The 18,147-nt window shown below is 66.9% G+C and carries 11 protein-coding genes and 2 pseudogenes; 10 read left to right on the top strand and 3 right to left on the bottom strand.

Annotated features, from left to right (window positions below):
• Positions 1–28 precede the first annotated feature (28 nt).
• A pseudogene (locus ACK8CO_RS13830) lies at positions 29–1,189 on the top strand (integrase core domain-containing protein).
• A 214-nt stretch (positions 1,190–1,403) separates the two neighbouring features.
• Here ACK8CO_RS13830 and ACK8CO_RS13825 read toward each other — a convergent pair.
• Positions 1,404–2,183 (bottom strand): IclR family transcriptional regulator, encoded by a 780-nt coding sequence (locus ACK8CO_RS13825; protein ID WP_231119138.1) that lies wholly within the window; start codon positions 2,181–2,183, stop codon positions 1,404–1,406.
• Between the two features lie 165 nt (positions 2,184–2,348).
• Between ACK8CO_RS13825 and ACK8CO_RS13820 the strand changes: the two genes are divergently transcribed.
• From ACK8CO_RS13820 to ACK8CO_RS13780, 9 genes are all read left to right on the top strand, one after another.
• A complete protein-coding gene (locus tag ACK8CO_RS13820) occupies positions 2,349–3,908 on the top strand; it encodes a M81 family metallopeptidase (protein WP_414896988.1) in 1,560 nt (519 codons plus the stop codon).
• Between the two features lie 25 nt (positions 3,909–3,933).
• Positions 3,934–5,535 (top strand): ABC transporter substrate-binding protein, encoded by a 1,602-nt coding sequence (locus tag ACK8CO_RS13815; protein ID WP_414896987.1) that lies wholly within the window; start codon positions 3,934–3,936, stop codon positions 5,533–5,535.
• 117 nt (positions 5,536–5,652) lie between these two features.
• Positions 5,653–6,594: an ABC transporter permease gene (locus ACK8CO_RS13810; protein ID WP_080617316.1), complete on the top strand. Its 942-nt coding sequence runs from the start codon at positions 5,653–5,655 to the stop codon at positions 6,592–6,594.
• A gap of 1 nt (position 6,595) precedes the next feature.
• On the top strand, positions 6,596–7,483 hold the full coding sequence (locus ACK8CO_RS13805; protein WP_080617317.1) for an ABC transporter permease: 888 nt from the start codon (positions 6,596–6,598) through the stop codon (positions 7,481–7,483).
• 1 nt (position 7,484) lies between these two features.
• Entirely contained in the window at positions 7,485–9,173 is a 1,689-nt protein-coding gene (locus tag ACK8CO_RS13800) for an ABC transporter ATP-binding protein (RefSeq protein WP_414896986.1), read from the top strand.
• Positions 9,170–10,339 (top strand): M20 aminoacylase family protein, encoded by a 1,170-nt coding sequence (locus tag ACK8CO_RS13795; RefSeq protein WP_414896985.1) that lies wholly within the window; start codon positions 9,170–9,172, stop codon positions 10,337–10,339. The genes ACK8CO_RS13800 and ACK8CO_RS13795 overlap by 4 nt, the downstream gene beginning before the upstream one ends.
• A 93-nt stretch (positions 10,340–10,432) precedes the next feature.
• Positions 10,433–11,572 carry a M20/M25/M40 family metallo-hydrolase gene (locus tag ACK8CO_RS13790; RefSeq protein WP_414896984.1) on the top strand — a complete coding sequence of 380 codons (1,140 nt, stop codon included), beginning with the start codon at positions 10,433–10,435 and terminating at the stop codon, positions 11,570–11,572.
• Positions 11,572–13,137 carry a gamma-glutamyltransferase gene (locus ACK8CO_RS13785; protein WP_414896983.1) on the top strand — a complete coding sequence of 522 codons (1,566 nt, stop codon included), beginning with the start codon at positions 11,572–11,574 and terminating at the stop codon, positions 13,135–13,137. The genes ACK8CO_RS13790 and ACK8CO_RS13785 overlap by 1 nt, the downstream gene beginning before the upstream one ends.
• Before the next feature lie 26 nt (positions 13,138–13,163).
• The gene (locus ACK8CO_RS13780) at positions 13,164–14,666 is read left to right on the top strand and encodes an amidase (RefSeq protein ID WP_414896982.1); all 1,503 of its coding nucleotides are present in this window, start codon (positions 13,164–13,166) and stop codon (positions 14,664–14,666) included.
• Between the two features lie 725 nt (positions 14,667–15,391).
• Here the strand turns inward: ACK8CO_RS13780 and ACK8CO_RS13775 are convergent.
• Together ACK8CO_RS13775 and ACK8CO_RS13770 are read right to left on the bottom strand one after the other, a co-directional pair.
• Positions 15,392–15,553 (bottom strand): annotated as a pseudogene (locus tag ACK8CO_RS13775) (integrase core domain-containing protein); the annotation flags it as partial.
• Between the two features lie 477 nt (positions 15,554–16,030).
• The gene (locus ACK8CO_RS13770) at positions 16,031–18,109 is read right to left on the bottom strand and encodes a TonB-dependent receptor (RefSeq protein ID WP_414896981.1); all 2,079 of its coding nucleotides are present in this window, start codon (positions 18,107–18,109) and stop codon (positions 16,031–16,033) included.
• Positions 18,110–18,147 lie beyond the last annotated feature (38 nt).

Raw genomic sequence — 18,147 nt, 5'->3', positions numbered from 1 at the left:
TGCTATTTTGGGAACGGAGGACCCCGCCATGGATGGAACACCGAAAGCGACGAAACCCAAGGCTCGTGACGCGAAGACCAAGATCGCGCAAACCCGCATGAGCGTTCTGGAACTGGCGAAAGAACTCGGCAACGTGGCCGAGGCCTGTCGCCAGCGCGGCATGGACCGCACCAGCTTCTACGAGTGGAAACGTCGGTTTTGGGTTTGAGGGACCGTGGCGCCGGTGGCGCCGCGTAAGCCCGAGAACGGGCTTCGAGGGGCTCAAGGACCTGCCGCCGATCCACAAGACCCACCCTCAAACGACCCCGCCCGAGACGGTCGAGCGGATCAAGGCGCTGGCGCTCGAACATCCGGCCTATGGCTGCAACCGCTTCGAGGCGATGCTGGCGCTCGAGGGCGTGCGGGTCTCCTCGATCACCATCCAGAAGATCCTGAACGATCGCCAGCGTGGCGCCACCGGTTCGAGCCCGCTGGCGACGGCCTGGGCACGCGCTACGACCGCTGGCTGGCGCTCGAGGACGCCCATGCGGGCCAGACCATCGAGATCACTGCCGAACAGGCCGCCTTCCTCGAGAAGCAGAACCCGTGCTTCCGGGAACGACACGTGGAATCAGGCACTCCCGGCGAGCTGCTCTCGGCCGACACGTTCTTCGTCGGCATGCTGAAGGGGATCGGCAAGGTCTATCTGCACGCGGTCGTCGACACCTTCGGCAGCTACGCCTTCGGCTTCCTGCACGTTTCCAAGCAGCCCGAGGCGGCGGTCGCGGTCCTGCACAACGACGTCCTGCCCTTCTACCGCGCCCTGGACCTGCCGGTGAAAGCGGTGCTGACCGAGCGAGCCATTGAAGGCGCCATTGGTTCGAGCCCAATGGCGAGCGGCCGCGAATTCTGCGGCACCGAGCGTCACCCCTACGAGCTCTATCTCGACCTCAACGCAATAGAGCATCGCCGCACCAAGGTCCGCACGCCGAAGACCAACGGCTTCGTCGAGCGGTTCAATGGCACGGTGCTGGAGGAGTTCTTCCGCGTGAAGATGCGCGAGACCTTCTACGAGACTGTCGAGGCCCTCCAGGCAGATCTCAACGCCTGGCTCGTCCACTACAACACCGAGCGCCCGCATCTGGGTTACCGAAACATGGGGCGACGTCCCATCGAAACCGTCATGTCATTCGTTAGTCAAGAAGGTTAAGTGGACAGATCGTTTCGCAGCCCTCCCCCCCTGTCAAACCCGAGGATGGCCCATGGGCGCCCATTTCTTCGTCGTGACGGGCGGCCCCGGTGCGGGCAAGACCAGCCTGATCACCGAGATTGTGCATCGCTCAGCCAGTAAAGATTGCTCATCGATCAGGCCTCCTTGCGGAGCCTGAATCATGCCAAATGCCTGAAATCAATGGGGCCGCAGCCTAGAGACTGGCATTGACGGCCCGGGCGGCTTCTGTCGCTACCGGTGCGGCATGGCGCACGAATGCATCCCGTGTCCATTCCGAAAGCGACCCGGCGACATGGATCGCGCCAAGCGGCACCCCGTCGCGATCCGCGATGGCGACACCTATGGCAACCTCGCCCTGAACGAACTCGTCGACCACGACCGCATAGCCCTCTGATCGGGCCTGGGCGATCAGCGCGAGGATGCTGTCGGGATCATTGACGGTCTTCGAGGTGAACTTGAGCAGCTGCGACCGCATCACGACCGCGCGGGCGGCGTCATCGGACAAGGCCGACAGCACCGCACGCCCCCCGGCGGTGCAAAATGTCGGCACGCTGTGGCCCACGAGGGTCGCATAGAAGGTCTCGCGCTTGCTCTGCATGCGCAGCGCATAGACCAGCCGGGTTTCGTCATAGAGGCTGAAATCGACGCGCTCGCGCACCGTCTTGCGCAGCTCCAGCAGGACCGGCGTCGCCTTCTGCACCACCGGATCGAGCCGAAGCACGTCGAGCGTGTGATCCAGCAGCCGGATCCCCGGCAGATAGCCCCGGTCGTCGTGGCTGCGCCGCATGTAGCCCAGCGTGACGAGCGTATGGACCATCCGCTGGACCGCCGAGCGATCGAGCTTTGACCGGGCCGCGATCTCCGACAGGCTGAGAGGCCCGCTGGCATGATGAAACGCGCTCAGGACCCGCATCGTCCGGCCGACCGCGCGCACGAAGAGCTTGTCTTCCTCTGCCGCCTCAAAATCAGTCATTTGCGCCGGTTCGGCGCGAAGAATGCTCGCCATTGAAATCACCGACTTGACGAATCCAAAAACGGGCCACTAGGCTCGCCTTACAATACTAACGTATCGACAGACGATACACAAGCCAAGGCCGGCGCCAAGACCGGCGAGGCCTGCCAACAGCGGAGAGACAAGATGCGGGTTGCCCTGGCCGGCTTTCTTCACGAGACCAACACCTTCGCGCCGAGCCCGGCAGATCTTGCGGCCTTTCGGCAGGGAGGCGGATATATCCCCATGTCGAGGGGGGCTGATATGGCGAAGGCAGCGCGTGGCGTGAATCTCGGAATATCGGGGGCGCTTGCCGTCGCCGAAGAGCTTGGCTGGGTCGCCCTGCCCATCCTCTGGACGGCCGCAATCCCCTCGGCCCATGTCACGCGCGAGGCCTTCGAGAGCATCGCCGACGAGATCATTGCGGGCATCGCCGGAGCGGGCGCGCTCGATGGCGTGTTCCTCGACCTGCACGGCGCGATGGTGGCCGAGCATCTGGAGGACGGCGAAGCAGAAATCGCGCGCCGGGTGCGCGATCTGGTCGGGCCGGATGTCCCGGTCGTGGCGGCGCTGGACCTGCATGGCAATATCTCGGCCCCCTTCGTGGACACCCTCGACGCCTGCGTCGGCTTCCGCACCTATCCGCATGTGGACATGGCGGCGACCGGAGCGGCGGCGGCGCGTCTGCTCGACAGGATGATGCGCACCGGCACGCGGCCCGCAAAGGCGTTCCGGCAGATGTCCTATCTGGTGCCGATCCCGTTCCAGACGACCATGATGGCGCCTGCCGATGCGCTTTATGCCGGGCTCGACGCAGAGGATGCTGCGGGCATCTGGTCCGCCTCGCTTTTCATGGGTTTTCCGGCAGCCGACATCCCCGATTGCGGGCCGAGCGCGATTGCCTATGCCGCGACCCAGGCCGAGGCCGACCGGGCCGCAGACCGTATCGCCGCCGCCTACGAGGCGGCAGAGGCGCGCTTCGACAACCGCACCTTCCCGGCCGGGGCCGCCGTCGCCGAGGCGGCGCGGCTGGCGGCACAGGCCACCGGCCCGGTGGTGATCGCCGATACCCAGGACAACCCGGGGGCCGGGGGCGTGTCCGCGACCACCGGGCTCTTGCAGGCGCTGATCGCGGCGGACGCGCAGAACGCCGCCATCGGGCTGATGGTGGACCCGGCCGCGGCGACGGCGGCCCATGCGGCAGGTCTCGGCGCGACGGCACGGTTCCGGATCGGCGGCCATCCCGGTCTGCCAAACGACCGGCCCGTCGAGGTCGAGGCCGTGGTCGAAGCGCTTTGCGACGGCTCCCTTCAGGCCACCGGCCCCTATTACGGCGGCACCCGGCTGGATCTGGGGCCCTCGGCCTGCCTGCGCATCGGCGGCGTTCGTGTCGCCGTGACAAGCCACATAGCGCAGATGGCCGATCGCGAGATGTTCCGTTTCGTCGGGATCGTGCCCGAGGAGCAAGCCATCCTGGTGGTCAAGAGCTCGACCCATTTCCGGGCCGACTTCGCGCCCATTGCCGCGCATATCCTTGTCGCCTGCGCGCCAGGCCCGATGCCCTTCAACCCTGCCGATCTGCCCTTTACGCGGCTGCGGAAGGGACTGAGACTTTCCCCCAACGGCCCTGCCTTCGACCCGGAAGGCAAAAGCGCGGGGGCGGCTCAAGGCCACGCAGAACCGGCCACCGCCACCGCCCGCCAATAACGCGAAGACCAACAGAGAGGATCCCATGCTGACCCTGAGACCCACTATCCCCGGAACGCGCCGCCTTGCGGCCGCGCTTCTGGCCGGGGGGGCGCTGCTGGCCCCCGCAGCCTCCTTCGCCGACACCACGGTGACCGCCGTCATGCATTCGTCGCTGCGCGTGCTCGATCCGGTGATCACCACCGCGCATATCACCCGCGACCACGCCTACATGATCTATGACGTGCTGACCGCGGTGGACGAGAATTTCCAGCCGCAGCCGCAGATGGCCGACTGGACCGTGTCGGACGACAAGCTGACCTATACATTCACGCTGCGCGACGGGCTGAAATTCCATGACGGCGCGCCCGTCACCGCCGACGATGTCGTGGCCTCGCTGGAACGCTGGGGCAAGCGCGATTCCGGCGGGCAGATGATCTTCGACGTCACTGCCAGCCTGACGGCCGCCGACGACAAGACCATCGTCTGGACGCTGGCCTCGCCCTTCCCGCCGCTTCTGAACGTCATCTCCAAGCAATCGGCGCTGCCGCCCTTCATCATGCCCGCGCGCATCGCCGCCACCTCGCCCGACGAGACGATCACCGAATATGTCGGCTCGGGCCCCTTCGTCTTCAACACCGACGCCTACGAGCCCGGCGTCTCGGCCACCTATGACAAGTTCGAGGATTACGTGCCGCGCGACGAGCCGCCCTCGTGGATGGCGGGCGGCAAGGTCGTCAATGTCGATCATGTGGTCTGGACCACGATGCCCGACAACCTGACCGCCATCAACGCGCTGGCCAATGGAGAGATCGACTATATCGAGCAGATCCAGATCGACCTCAAACCGATCCTCGACGCCTCGCCCGGCGTCACCGTCGAGATGCGGGACCCGCTGGGATATGTGACCATCGGCCGGCCGAACTTCCTGCACCCTCCCTTCGACAACAAGAAGGTGCGCCAGGCCGCGCTGCTGGCGCTGAGCCAGGAGGACGTGCTGGCCACGATGATGGGTTCGCCGGACTATTACACGGTCTGCGGCGCGATCTTCGGCTGCGGCACCCCGCTGGCCGACGAGACGGGCGCCGAACCGATCACCTCGGGCGCCCATCCCGAAGAGGCGCGCGCGCTGCTGGAAGAGGCGGGCTATGACGGCACGCCGGTCGTCCTGATGCAGCCCACCGACGTGGTGAGCCTGACCAACCAGCCGGTCGTGGCGGCCCAGGCGCTGCGCAATGCGGGCTTCAACGTCGACATGCAGGCGATGGACTGGCAATCCGTGGTGCAGCGCCGCGCCCAGCAGAATGCGCCCGATGAGGGCGGCTGGAACCTGTTCTTCACCAACTGGATGATCCCCGAGATCTCGGATCCGCTGATCAACGTCATGGTCAATGGCCGCGGCGACGATGCCTGGTTCGGCTGGCCCGACGATCCCGAGATCGAGGCCCTGCGCAACGATTATGCCCAGGCGCCCGACGATGCCGCGCGCAAGGCCGCAGCCTCGAAGATCCAGGCCCATGTCATGGACAACGTCAACTACATCCACCTCGGCGAATACGCGATGCCCCAGGCCCGCCGCGATGTCGTCGACAACATGATCCAGTCGCCGGTGCCGGTGTTCTGGAACGTCACCAAGGACGGCGAGTAATCCCGGTGCCGGGGGCGCATCTGCCGCGCCTCCGGCCCCCCTCCCCGCCACTCGCCCTCTCCTGCGCGCTTTTTCCCGCGCCGGAGCCGACCCAACCTCCCGCAAGGAGTGCTGGCCATGTTCGGCTATATCCTGCGACGCGTGCTTGCCACGATCCCCGTGATGATCATCGTCGCGATCTTCGTCTTTCTCCTGCTTCGGCTGACCCCGGGCGACCCGGCCGCGATCCTCGCGGGAGATGCCGCCACCCCGGCCCAGCTTGAACGCATCCGCGACCGGCTCGGTCTGAACGACCCTCTCTATGTCCAGTTCCTCACCTGGGCGGGCCAGACCCTGCGCGGCGATTTCGGAACCTCGCTGATCTCGAACACCCCTGTTTCGGGCATGATCGCAAGCCGGCTCGGCCCCACCATCAACATCGCGGTGATGACCATCGTGATCTCGGTCCTGCTGGCCGTGCCGATGGGCGTGATCGCCGCCTGGCGCCACCGGACCTGGGTCGATTTCCTTGTGATGTCCTTTTCGGTTCTGGGCTTTTCGGTGCCGGTCTTCGTGATCGGCTATATCCTGATCCATATCTTCGCGATCGACCTGCGCTGGGTGCCGGTGCAGGGCTACAAGCCGCTCTCGGACGGGCTCGGCCCCTTCTTCGTACGCGCGATCCTGCCCTCGCTGACCCTGGCCACGATCTATGTGGCGCTGATCGCGCGGATGACCCGCGCCTCGATGCTGGAAGTGCTGGGCGAGGACTATATCCGCACCGCCCGCGCCAAGGGCGTGCGCGAGAATGTCGTGCTGTTCCGCCATGCCCTGAGAAACGCCGCTGTCCCGATCTTGACGATCATCGGGACCGGCTTTGCGCTTCTGATCTCGGGCGTGGTGGTGACCGAGAGCGTGTTCAACATCCCCGGCATCGGGCGGCTGACCGTCGATGCGATCCTCGCGCGCGACTATCCGGTGATCCAGGCCATGATCCTGCTGACCGCCGGGATCTATGTCTTCGTGAACCTGCTCGTCGACATTTCCTATTCCCTCTTCGACCCCAGGATCCGGTACTGACATGGCCAAGGACATCTCCTCCCGCCCAAGCGCCTTCCATGTGCTGACGGGCCTTTTCTCGCTGCCCGCGGGCGCCCGCATCGGTCCCGGCCCGATGATCGCCGCGGCGCTCCTGCTGGCCATCGTGCTGGCCTCGATCTGCGCGCCGCTCTACGTGCCCTACGACCCGCTCGACATGAATTCGCTGGCCCGGCTGAAACCTCCTTCGGATGCGCATCTTCTGGGCACCGACCAGTATGGCCGCGACATCTTCAGCCGGGTGATGACCGGCGGGCGTGTGTCGCTTCTGATCGGGGTCGGCGCGGCCTGCGTCAGCGTGCTGACCGGCCTTCTGATCGGGCTTGTCGCGGGCTTCTTCCGCTCTGCCGACGGCATCATCATGCGGATCATGGACAGCCTGATGGCGATCCCCGCGATCCTTCTGGCCATCGCGCTGGTGGCGCTGAACGGCCCGAGCCTCGGGTCCGTCATCATCGCGATCACCGTCCCCGAAGTGCCACGCGTGGTGCGGCTGGTGCGCTCGGTCGTGCTCGGCGCCCGCGAGGAGCCCTATGTCGAGGCCGCGATCGCGCTGGGCTCGTCGATGCCCAGGATCCTGATCCAGCACCTGATGCCCAACACGCTGGCGCCCCTGATCGTGCAGGGCACCTATATCTGTGCCTCGGCGATCCTGATCGAGGCGATCCTCAGCTTCCTTGGCGCGGGCGTCTCGACCGAGATCCCGACCTGGGGCAACATCATGGCCGAGGGGCGCACCTTCTTCCAGATCAAGCCCGGCATGATCTTCTGGCCCGGCCTGCTGCTGTCCATGTGCATCCTCGCGATCAACCTTCTGGGCGACACCGCGCGCGATCTTCTCGATCCGCGCCTGAAAAAACGGGAGGGCTGAGATGGAATTCAAGTCCAGGGATTTCTCGGAGGCCCCGCGGGTGCTGAAGATCCGCGGCCTCAAGGTCGGCCTGACCGGGCGCCCCGACGCCAGGCCCGTGCTGAACGGCATCGATCTCGACATCCGCGCGGGCGAGACCCATTGCCTTGTGGGCGAAAGCGGGTCGGGCAAGTCGGTCACCTCGCTCGCGACCATGGGGCTGTTGCCGAAGGGCGCGCTGGAGCTGCAAGGCGGCTCGATCGATCTCGAGGGGTTCGAGATCACCCAGGCCTCGGGCGCGCAGATGCGCGAGCTGCGGGCGATGCGGCTTTCGATGATCTTTCAGGAGCCGATGACGGCCCTGAATCCGGTGCTGCGGGTCGGCGCGCAGATCGAGGAAGTGCTGAACATGCACACCGATCTGTCGGCGGCCGAGGCCAGGCAACGCACGCTCGACATCATGGATCAGGTGCATCTGCCCGATGTCGAGCGGATCTATCAGTCCTTCCCGCATCAGCTTTCGGGCGGGCAGCGGCAGCGGATCATGATCGCCATGGCGCTGGTGCTGGACCCGCATCTGCTGATCGCGGACGAACCGACCACGGCGCTTGACGTCACGACCCAGCAGCAGATCCTCAAGCTGATCGCCGAGTTGCAGGAGCGCAAGGGCACGGCGCTTCTGTTCATCACCCATGACATGGGCGTCGTGGCCGAGATCGCCGATACCGTCAGCGTCATGCAGAACGGCCGCATCGTCGAACGCGCGCCCATCCGCGAGCTGCTGACCAACCCACGGGAAGACTACACCCGCAAGCTTCTGAACGCGGTACCGAACCTCGCTCCGCGCCCGGCCCGGCCCGCCAGTGCCGAACCCGACGTGCTGAAGGTCGAGGCGCTGGAGATGACCTATGGCGGGGGCGGCAAGCTCTTTCGCGGCGCGGTCGGCGTCAAGGCCGCGACCGATGTCAGCTTCGGCATCGGCCCGGGCCGGACGCTGGGCATCGTCGGCGAAAGCGGGTCGGGCAAGTCGACCGTCGCGCGCTGCATCATGCGCCTGATCGACCCGACGGGCGGTCAGGTCCATGTCGCGGGGTCCGAGATCTCGCAGCTGAGCCGCCGTGCGCTGCGCCCCCACCGCAAGCATCTGCAGATCGTCTTCCAGGACCCCTACCGGTCGCTGAACCCGCGCTGGAGCGTGGCCCGGAGCCTCTGCGAGGGCCCGGTCAATTACGGCACGCCCCGGGCCGAGGCGCTGAAGCAGGCCGCCGAGCTGATGGAGCTGGTCGGACTGCCGCGCGACGCGCTCGACCGCTATCCGCACCAGTTCTCGGGCGGGCAGCGCCAGCGCATCGCCATTGCCCGCGCGGTGGCGATGAAACCCGATCTGCTGGTCGCCGACGAGGCCGTCTCGGCGCTCGATGTCAGCGTGCAGGCGCAGGTGCTGGAGCTTCTGGACGATGTCCAGCAACGCTTCGGCATCGCCATGCTGTTCATCACCCACGATCTTCGGGTCGCCGCGCAGATCTGCGACGAGGTGCTGGTGATGCAGAAGGGCCGCGTGGTCGAACACGGGCCCGCCGCCAATGTCCTGTCCGATCCGCACCACGCCTATACTCGCAGCCTGATCGAGGCAGCGCCAGGGCGGCATTGGGATTTTGCCAATTTCCGGGCGCTCGAGACCGCCCCCGGCACGAAAGGAGAGACCGCATGACCGTCCTGCCGAAGATCCGGGATTTCGCCGCCGAGCTGACGGCGATCTTCCAGGATTTCCACACCCATCCCGAGCTTGGCTTCGAGGAGACCCGCACCGCGGGCATCGTCGCCGACAAGCTGCGCAGCTTCGGCGTCGACGAGGTGCATGAGGGCATCGGCGGCACCGGCGTCGTCGGGCTGATCAAGGGCAAGGGCGGCGGCAACCGCCGGGTGGGGCTGCGCGCCGACATGGACGCGCTGCCCATCGTCGAGGCCTCGGGGCTGCCCTATGCCTCGCGGAATGCCGGGCGGATGCATGCCTGCGGCCATGACGGCCATACGACGATGCTGCTGGGGGCGGCGCGCTATCTGGCCGAGACCCGCGATTTCGACGGCACCGTCGTTCTGATCTTCCAGCCCGCCGAGGAGGGTCTGGGGGGCGCGCGCCGGATGATCGCCGAGGGACTGTTCGAGCGCTTTCCCTGCGACGAGATCTACGGCATGCACAATGACCCGAACGCCGAGCCGGGCACGGTCACCGTCACGCCCGGCCCCGCGATGGCCGGGGCCAGCTTCTTCGACATCACGGTCAGGGGCACCGGCAGCCATGCCGCCATGCCGCACCAGTCGAAGGACCCGATCGTGATCGGCACCGCCCTGGTCCAGCAGCTGCAGAGCGTGGTCAGCCGCAACACCCCGCCGACGAAGCCGGTGGTGATCTCGGTCACCACCTTCAATGCCGGATCGGCCTATAACGTCGTGCCCGACACCGCCGTGATCACCGGCACCATCCGCTACTTCCACGACGAGGTGGCCGAGATGGCGCATGAGCGGATCCGTGCGCTCTGCGCAGGGCTCGGCGCGGCCTATGGTGTCGAGATCGGCGTCGAGCTGCGCAATGTCTTCGACGTGCTGATGAACGATCCCGATCTGTCCGACGCCTATGTCGCCGCGGCAGCAGATGTCGTGGGCGCGGGCATGGCGACCCTGACGGATGACCAGATGACCGGCTCGGAGGATTTCGCCGACATGCTGAAAGTCGTGCCCGGCGCCTATTGCCGGGTCGGCCATGCGGGGTCGGTTCCGCTGCACAATCCGGCCTTCGTGCTGGACGATGCGATCCTGCCCGTGGGTGCCTCGGTCTATGCGCGCATCGTCGAAACCCGGATGGCGCCCGCAGGCTAGACACAAGGCCCGTTTCCCTTCCCGGCGGGGCCACCCCCCCGCCGCCTTCCCAACGGCCCCTGCTCCGGGCGCCGAACCAAGAGGTATTGCCCAATGACCAATCCGCTCTCCCTGCCCTTCGATACCGGCGAGATGCTGGCCGGCCTGAAGCCCTGGATCGAGACCGAAAGCCCGACCTTCGACGCGGCGGCGGTCAACCGGATGATGGATCTGGTCCAGCACGAGCTTGCGGCGCTGGGCGCGCGGGTCGAGCGCATCCCGGGACGGATGGGCCTTGGCGACAGCGTGCGCGCGACGATGCCCCACCCGCGCGCGGGCGAGGGCGGGATCCTGCTCCTGGGCCACATGGACACCGTCCACCCCATCGGCACACTCGAAAAGCTTCCGTTCCGGGTCGAGGGAGACGTCTGCTACGGCCCCGGGCTGATGGACATGAAGGGCGGCAACTACGTCTATCTGGACGCGCTGCGCAAGCTGCTGGCCGCGGGCGTCGAGACGCCGCTGCCGGTCACGGTCCTGTTCACCCCCGACGAGGAAATCGGCACCCCCTCGACCCGCGAGCTGATCGAGACCGAGGCCCGGCGCCACAAGTTCATCCTCGTGCCCGAACCCGCGCGTCCCGATGGCGGCGCGGTGATCGGCCGCTATGCCATCGCGCGCTTCAACCTTCAGACCCGCGGCAAGCCCAGCCATGCGGGCTGGCAGCTGTCCGAAGGCCGCTCGGCGATTGCCGCGATGGCGCGGAAGGTGGCCGAGATCGAGAACATGACGACCGATGACTGCACCTTCTCGCTGGGGGTCTTCCGCGCCGGCCAGTGGGTCAACTGCGTCTCCTCGGTCTGCGATGCCGAGGTGCTGACCATGGCCAAGACCCAGGAGCTGCTGGACGAGGGCGTGGCCAGGATGATGGCGCTCAACTCCGACGCGGGCGAGGTGGTGATGGAGGTCCGACGCGGCGTGACGCGGCCGGTCTGGGAGGCCGACCAGCCCGGCACCATGGCGATGCTGGCGCTGGCGCAGGAGATCGCGGGCGAGATCGGGTTCGAGATCACCGGGGCCTCGGCGGGCGGCGGCTCTGACGGCAACTTCACCGGCGCGCTCGGCATTCCGACGCTCGATTCCATCGGGGTCTGCGGCAAGGATCTGCATACGCTGAACGAGCACATCCTGCTCGACAGCCTTGTCGAGCGGGCGAAGCTTGCCGCAGCCCTCTACTGCCGGCTCGGCGCCTGATGTCAGAGGCCCTGTCGCGGACGATGGAGATCCGCAAGCATGTGGTCGAAACCGACCGCGGCGTGGTCGCGGCACAGCACCGCCAGGCGGCCGAGGCGGGCGCCGAGGCGCTGCGCGAGGGCGGCGACGCGGTGGATGCCGCCGTCGCCTGCAGCTTCGTGCTGGGGGTGCTTGAGCCCTGGATGTCCGGCCCCGCCGGGGGCGGCGCGGCGCTGCACTGGCGCGCCGATACCGGCCGTGCGCATGCGCTGAATTTCGGCATGCGCGCACCTGCCGCCCTGCGCATCGAGGATTTCCCGCTTTCGGGCGAGGGCATCGCGGGCGATCTCTTTCCCTGGAACCGGGTGGTCGAGGATCGCAACGTGCTGGGCGCCAGGGCGGTCGCGGTTCCGGCCCTTGTCGACGGGCTCGAGGCCGCGCATGGCCGCTGGGGCCGGCTGCCCTGGGCCGAGCTTGTCGCCCCGGCCATCGCAGAGGCGCGGCGCGGTCTGGCCATCGACTGGTACGCCGCCCTCATCATCGCCAGCGCCACCCGCGATCTGGCCCGCGACCCGGACGCGGCGGCGCTGTTCCTGACCGACGGCCAGTGGCCCAGGAGCTTTTCCTGGGCCGCAGGCTCTGACGACCGGCTGGATCAGTCGCGCATGGCCGACAGCCTCGACATCCTCGCGCGGGAAGGGGCGAAGGCCCTGCATGGCGGCGATCTCGGCGCGGCACTGGCGCGGGACGTTCAGGACAAGGGCGGCTATCTCGGCCTGGACGATCTGGCCGGGAACCGCGCCCGGTTCGAGACACCGCTGGCGGTGCGCTATCGCGATGCGCTCTTCCATGTCATGCCGGGGCTGACCGCGGGGCCGACCTTCGCCCGCGCGATGGAGGGTCTGGCAGGCGAGACCCTGCCCGACCCCGACGAGGCCTGTCCCGCCTATGCCCGGGCGCTGATCGCCGCCTATCGCGACCGGCTGAGCGGGATGGGGGCCGATGGCGAGATCTCGGCCGCCCCCGGCTCGACGACGCATTTCTCCGTCGTCGACCATGAAGGCAACATGGTGGCGCATACCCAGACGCTGCTGTCGCTGTTCGGCGCGCGCGTGGTCTCGCCCGCGACCGGCTTCCTGCTGAACAACGGCATCATGTGGTTCGACCCGGTGCAGGGGCGCCCGAACTCGCTGGGCCCGGACAGACCCTGCCTGATGAATGTCTGCCCCGCGCTCGGCCATGCGGGCGGCCGCCGCTTCGCGCTGGGCGCGGCGGGCGGGCGCAAGATCGTCGGCGCGGTGACCCAGCTTGCCTCCTTCCTCACCGATTTCGGGATGGATCTCGAGACCGCCTTCGCCCGGCCCCGGATCGACGTCTCCGGACCCGACCAGATCGTCGCCGATGACCGTCTTCCGGGCCCGACCCGCGATGCGCTCGGGGCGGTCGCGCCCGTCACCGTCACCAGAAAGTCGTTCCTGCCCTACCCCTTCGCCTGCCCCTCCGGCGTCCTGCAGGAAGGCGCGATGCGGTCGGGAATGACCGACCCCACGAACGCCTGGGGCGATGCCGTTGCCGAGCCGGGCTGAACGGCCCTCAATAAAGGGAGACTGACATGTCCGATGCCACCGACCCCGCCGATCTGGGCGCCATCGAGGCCCGCCGCCTGATCGGTCGCGGCAAGCTGTCCGCAGAAGAGCTGGCGCAGGCCTGCATCGCCCGGATCGAGGCCCTCGATCCGGCGGTGAACGCGGTCGTCGCCCGCGATTTCGACGGGCTTCTCGCGGGTGCCCGGCAGGCCGATGCCGAGCGCGCGGGCGGACGGCCGCTGGGCGCACTGCACGGGCTGCCGTTGGCGATCAAGGACATGAACGATGTCGCGGGCCTGCCCACGACCTACGGTTCCCAGATCTTCCGCGACAACAATCCGGCCGCGGATGATGCGCTGGTCGCCGGGCTGCGCGGCGCAGGCGCACTGCCCTTCTGCAAGACCAACGTGCCGGAATGGAGCGCGGGCGCCAATACGCGCAACCGTGTCTACGGCACCACCGCGAACCCGCATGATCTGACGCGCAATTGCGGCGGATCCTCGGGCGGCTCGGCGGTGGCGCTGGCCTGCGGGTTTGCGCCGCTGGCCTCGGGCTCGGATCTGGGCGGATCGCTGCGCACCCCCGCAGCCTATTGCGGTGTCGTGGGTTTCCGCCCGGGCTTTGGCGTCGTTCCCGGCCCCGACCGGGCCACGGCACTGCTGCCGCAACCGACCGCCGGGCCGATGGCGCGCAGCGTCGCCGATTGCGCCCTGATGCTGTCGGCCCTCGCGCGTCCCGATGCCCGCGATCCGTTCACGACGGTGATTGCGGGACGCACGCCCTGGGAGGCAGCCGATTTCGCGCGCCTGCCCCGCCGCGACCTGTCCTCGCTGCGCGTCGCCGTGACCGAGGATTTCGGCTTCGCCCCGGTTTCGGCAGCCACCCGGCAGACATTCCGCCGCGTTCTGGCCCCGCTTCTGCCCTTCCTCGGGACCTGCGAGGAGGCAACGCCCGATTGCACCGGCGCCGACCGCATCTTCTCGGTCCTGCGGGCGGTCATGTTCCAGGCGACGCATGCACGGTTCGTGGACGAGACGCCCGATCTCGTGGGCGCGCTGGTGGCCGAGAATGTGCGCGAGGGCCGCGGCTACAGCGCGGCGGACGTGGCACAGGCTCTGGTGAGCCAGGGCGCCTATGCGCGCCGATGGCAGAGCTTCTTCGACGATGTCGACATCCTGATTTCGCCCGCGGTGACGGTGCAGCCGCGCGATTGGCACGAGGCCTATCCGGCCGAGATCGACGGCCAGCCGATGCAGAGCTACTATCACTGGCTCGCTCTGGCCTATGCGGCGACCATTCCGGGACATCCGGCGATCATCCTGCCCTGCGGGCGGGACGAGGATGGACTGCCTTTCGGGGTGCAGCTGGTCGGGCGGCGGCATGGCGATCTGGGCTTGCTTGCGATGGCCGCGGAACTGGAGGCGGTGATCGCGGGCACGCCCGATCTCGCGCCACGCGGGCCCGATCTCGCGGCCCTGTCGGCCGCCCCGCCCCTTCGCACGGCGCCGGGTTTTCTCGACGTGCCTTAGGTCTGGCGGGGGAAAACCCCGATATCAGGGAGGGAAGCATCGAGAGGGAAGGACAATTTCCCCGGCAGGATGACCGTGGGGGTTCCGATCACGAAGACCTGTTTCGCCGAGGCCCGGATCATGGGGTTGCTGCACCAGGTGGAAAGCAGCGGTCCTGCTGCCGATCAGTGCCGCGAAGATGGCATGCCAGGCGCCATGCTGTATACGCGTCGGGCGAAGGACGGCATGGACGCGAGCCTCACGTGCAGATGAAGGCGATCCTCCTCGCCCCGATCCGCAAGAACGGCCGGCCATGGAAGAACGCAGGCCCTGCCACCCGGGGCCAGAGACGCGCCCCTGCACGCCCCCCGACACTTTGCCCGAACGCTCCAGGCAATGGACGGAAGGCCGCGCCCCCAGCCCGAGCGAGGCCGACATGCGGTGCCTCAAGGTCTTCGGCGAAGGCATCATGGCACGAGTTCCTGACCTGTCCAGTTGCGTTTCCTTCCGTGCCAATTCGGGAAAGGAGAGCCCCGGCGAGCGCCCCCCTGGAGACCGCATTCCATGGTTCGCTCTGTTCAGGGTTTTGCCCTCTGCTGACCGCTGGCGACATTCCCAAGGGGTGAGCCCGTCGCGGCTGGTGTGGAGACAATGATGAGGGGTGCAGCCGTCGCACCAGGCCGCGATCAGCCCTCGGGCATGGTCGTCCCGTGAAGGCGCCATCGGTTCGAGCCCAGTGGACGACGGTTGGCGAACAGGTGCTCATTCATGCACTCATCGCGCAGGCGGCTGTTGAAGTTCTGGACAAAGCCGTTCCGCATGGGCCTGCCCGGGGCGATGTCGTGCCATTCGACCTTGCGGTCTTCCTGTCGGCGCAGGATGGCAGTCGATGCCAGGTCCGTACCATCGCCAATGGTGCTCGAAGCGGCGACGTATCCACCGGCAACTCGCTGATCCCCCTGCAGGCATATGCGGGAGCAGCGGGCGAACCGATTGCAAGGCCTCTGCGGCGACGCATACATGACGGGCACGCCCTTGGACCATAACCCGTTATTCTTGATTTCCATCAGTTCGCCAGGCACCTTTCGCTCATCGCTGCCACGCATCTGGAGGATCGGACACCAGTCCGGAAGACCGTTTTCCCGAAGATCGGCCGCGACCGCATCATCCCGACCTCGGTCAGGCAGGAAGCCCCGCCCCTCATGCCCCATTGTTCGGGCATATGAAACGCGCAGCGAAGGCCTGCTTACGGGCTCTGGCCCGAGGGCGACCCGGACATCGCGGCCCGGATTGGCCGACATGAACATCGCGACGCCCGGACCGGACGCCGCGATGGAAAGCGAATTCAGCGCGCGGAAAAGGATACAGGGCCTGCGCGCGCGGGCTCAGAACGCCATCCGCAGACCGATGCCGAATTCGCGCGGCTCGGCGATTTCCGCCGCGTCGTTCGTGCTGACCGACAGCTCGGCGCGGTTGTCGAAGACGTTATTGACATAGGCGAAATACTCGACCCCGTCGCGCGGGCGGTAGCTCAGGCGCATATTGGCCAGCGCAAAGCCGTCGACCTCGGTATCGGGCTCATTGGTATCGCTGCTGTAATAGCCGTCGACATAGCGCATGTCGCCCTGAAGCGTCACATCCCGCGTGATGTCCCAGGCCGCGCCAAGACCGACCGAATAGCCCGGTGCGCGCGCGAATTCATTGCCTTCGTATTTGGTGCCGTCATGATCGGTGAACTCGGTCACCTCGGTCTGCAACGCCCCGATATCGCCCGACAGCCGCAGCGTCGGAGTCGCCTGATAATCGGCGCTCAGCTCGAAGCCATAGGCATGGGCGCGCTCGCCATTCACGATCATCGAGCCCTGCGTCACGCTGCAATCGGCATTCAGGCAGTTGGTCACCGAGCGCTGGATATCCTTGTATCTGGTGTAAAACAGGTTGGCCGACAGATCGAGCGCACCGTCCAGCGCGGTGCCCCGCAGGAAGAGCTCGGAATTCCAGGCCGTCTCGGGATCGAACTCGTAATAGTCTCCACCGCGGAAATTGGTACCCGAACCGCCGGGCAGATAGCCCTTGCTGACCGTGGCGCCCAGCGTCCAGTCGGAATTGAGATCATGCGAAAGCGTCAGCGCCGGCAGGATTTCGGTAAAGGTCTCGTCATAATCGAGCCTGTCTGTGACATAGCTCGTGGTGCCCGCGATCTCGATCCGGTCCCGTTGCAGGCGCAGGCCGCCGGTCAACGCCCAGTCGGAGGCAAAGCGCCAGGTCGCCTCGCCGAACAGCGCGAGGCTGCGGGTCCGGTAGGACAGATCGGCGCTGCCCAACGGGGCCCCCTTATAGCTGTTGGCGAAATCCGCATCGGCATCCTCATCGGAGAAATAGACCCCCAGAACACCGCTCCAGATATCCTCGCCCTGGCCCAGGGTCAGCTTCAGCTCGTTGCTGAGTGTTGCGGAATCGCGCGCGGCGGTGCCGGAATAGGGCAAGGCAAAGGTAAAATCATAGTCGGCTTCGGAATACTGAAGCTGGTTCGACAGCCGGATCCCGTTGTCGAAGTCGTACTGGGCATCCAGAACCACCCCGTCCGCGATCACATCCATGTAGTCCTGATACTCACTCGTATTATCGAGGTCGCGATAGGGCTTGGTCACCTGCTCGTTGCTGGGACGGTGCAGATCGGTATGCGAATAGGTCAGCTTGACCCGCAGCCCCGGCATATCCGCCGGTTCCCACAAAAGCTTCAGGCGGCCGTTCAGCGAGGCGAAATCATAGTCGAAATCCGGGTGGGTGTAATCGACGAAGGTGTCGCGACCGCTGTAATCCAGCGCAAGCCGCGCCGCGAAATCCGGGCTGAGCGGACCGGAGGCCGCGAAGGACAGCCTGCGCTTGTTCCGGCTGCCATAGACCGCCTGAGCGGAATATTCCGGCTCGAAGGTCGGATCCTTGGTGGTCACCACCACCGCGCCCGCGATCGCGTTGGCCCCCTGCGAGGTTGTCTGCGGCCCGCGGAAGACCTCGATCGATTCAACATCCCAGGTCGTGCCGCCGCCGGCGCCCAGCTCGACCGACGAGACATAACGCCCGTCGATGCTCATCGTCGCGCGGGGCAGCGGCTTGGCCAGATAGGCATTGCCGCCGACCAGCGGGCCGTCGCTGTCGACGCCCCGGATGATGGGCGCGCTGGTGGTGCCGGGAATGAACACGTTCGGCGTGTCGGCGATGACCTCGTTGACCGTTCCCGCGGCGGCCTTCTCCTCGATCTCTTCCTCGCCCAGAACGGTGACCGAGCTGGCGGTATCCTTCAGAGACCGCTCGGCGATAGTCCCGCGGATGATGATGTCCCCGAGGTAATAGCCGGTCTCAAGTCCCTCCTGGGCAAGCGCCGCCCTCGGGCCAATGCAGACCGGAGCGACAAGCGCGCTGGCCATGAGCGCCGCGCGGCTGGAAAGGCGTATTTGCATCATGTTCGTTCCGAATGTTGACTGTTCTTTGGGATTTCGGG

The sequence above is a fragment of the Rhodovulum sp. HP10 genome (assembly GCF_047553435.1).
In the GTDB taxonomy this organism is placed as follows: Bacteria; Pseudomonadota; Alphaproteobacteria; order Rhodobacterales; family Rhodobacteraceae; genus Rhodovulum.
This window is presented reverse-complemented; position numbering and strand designations above follow the sequence as displayed.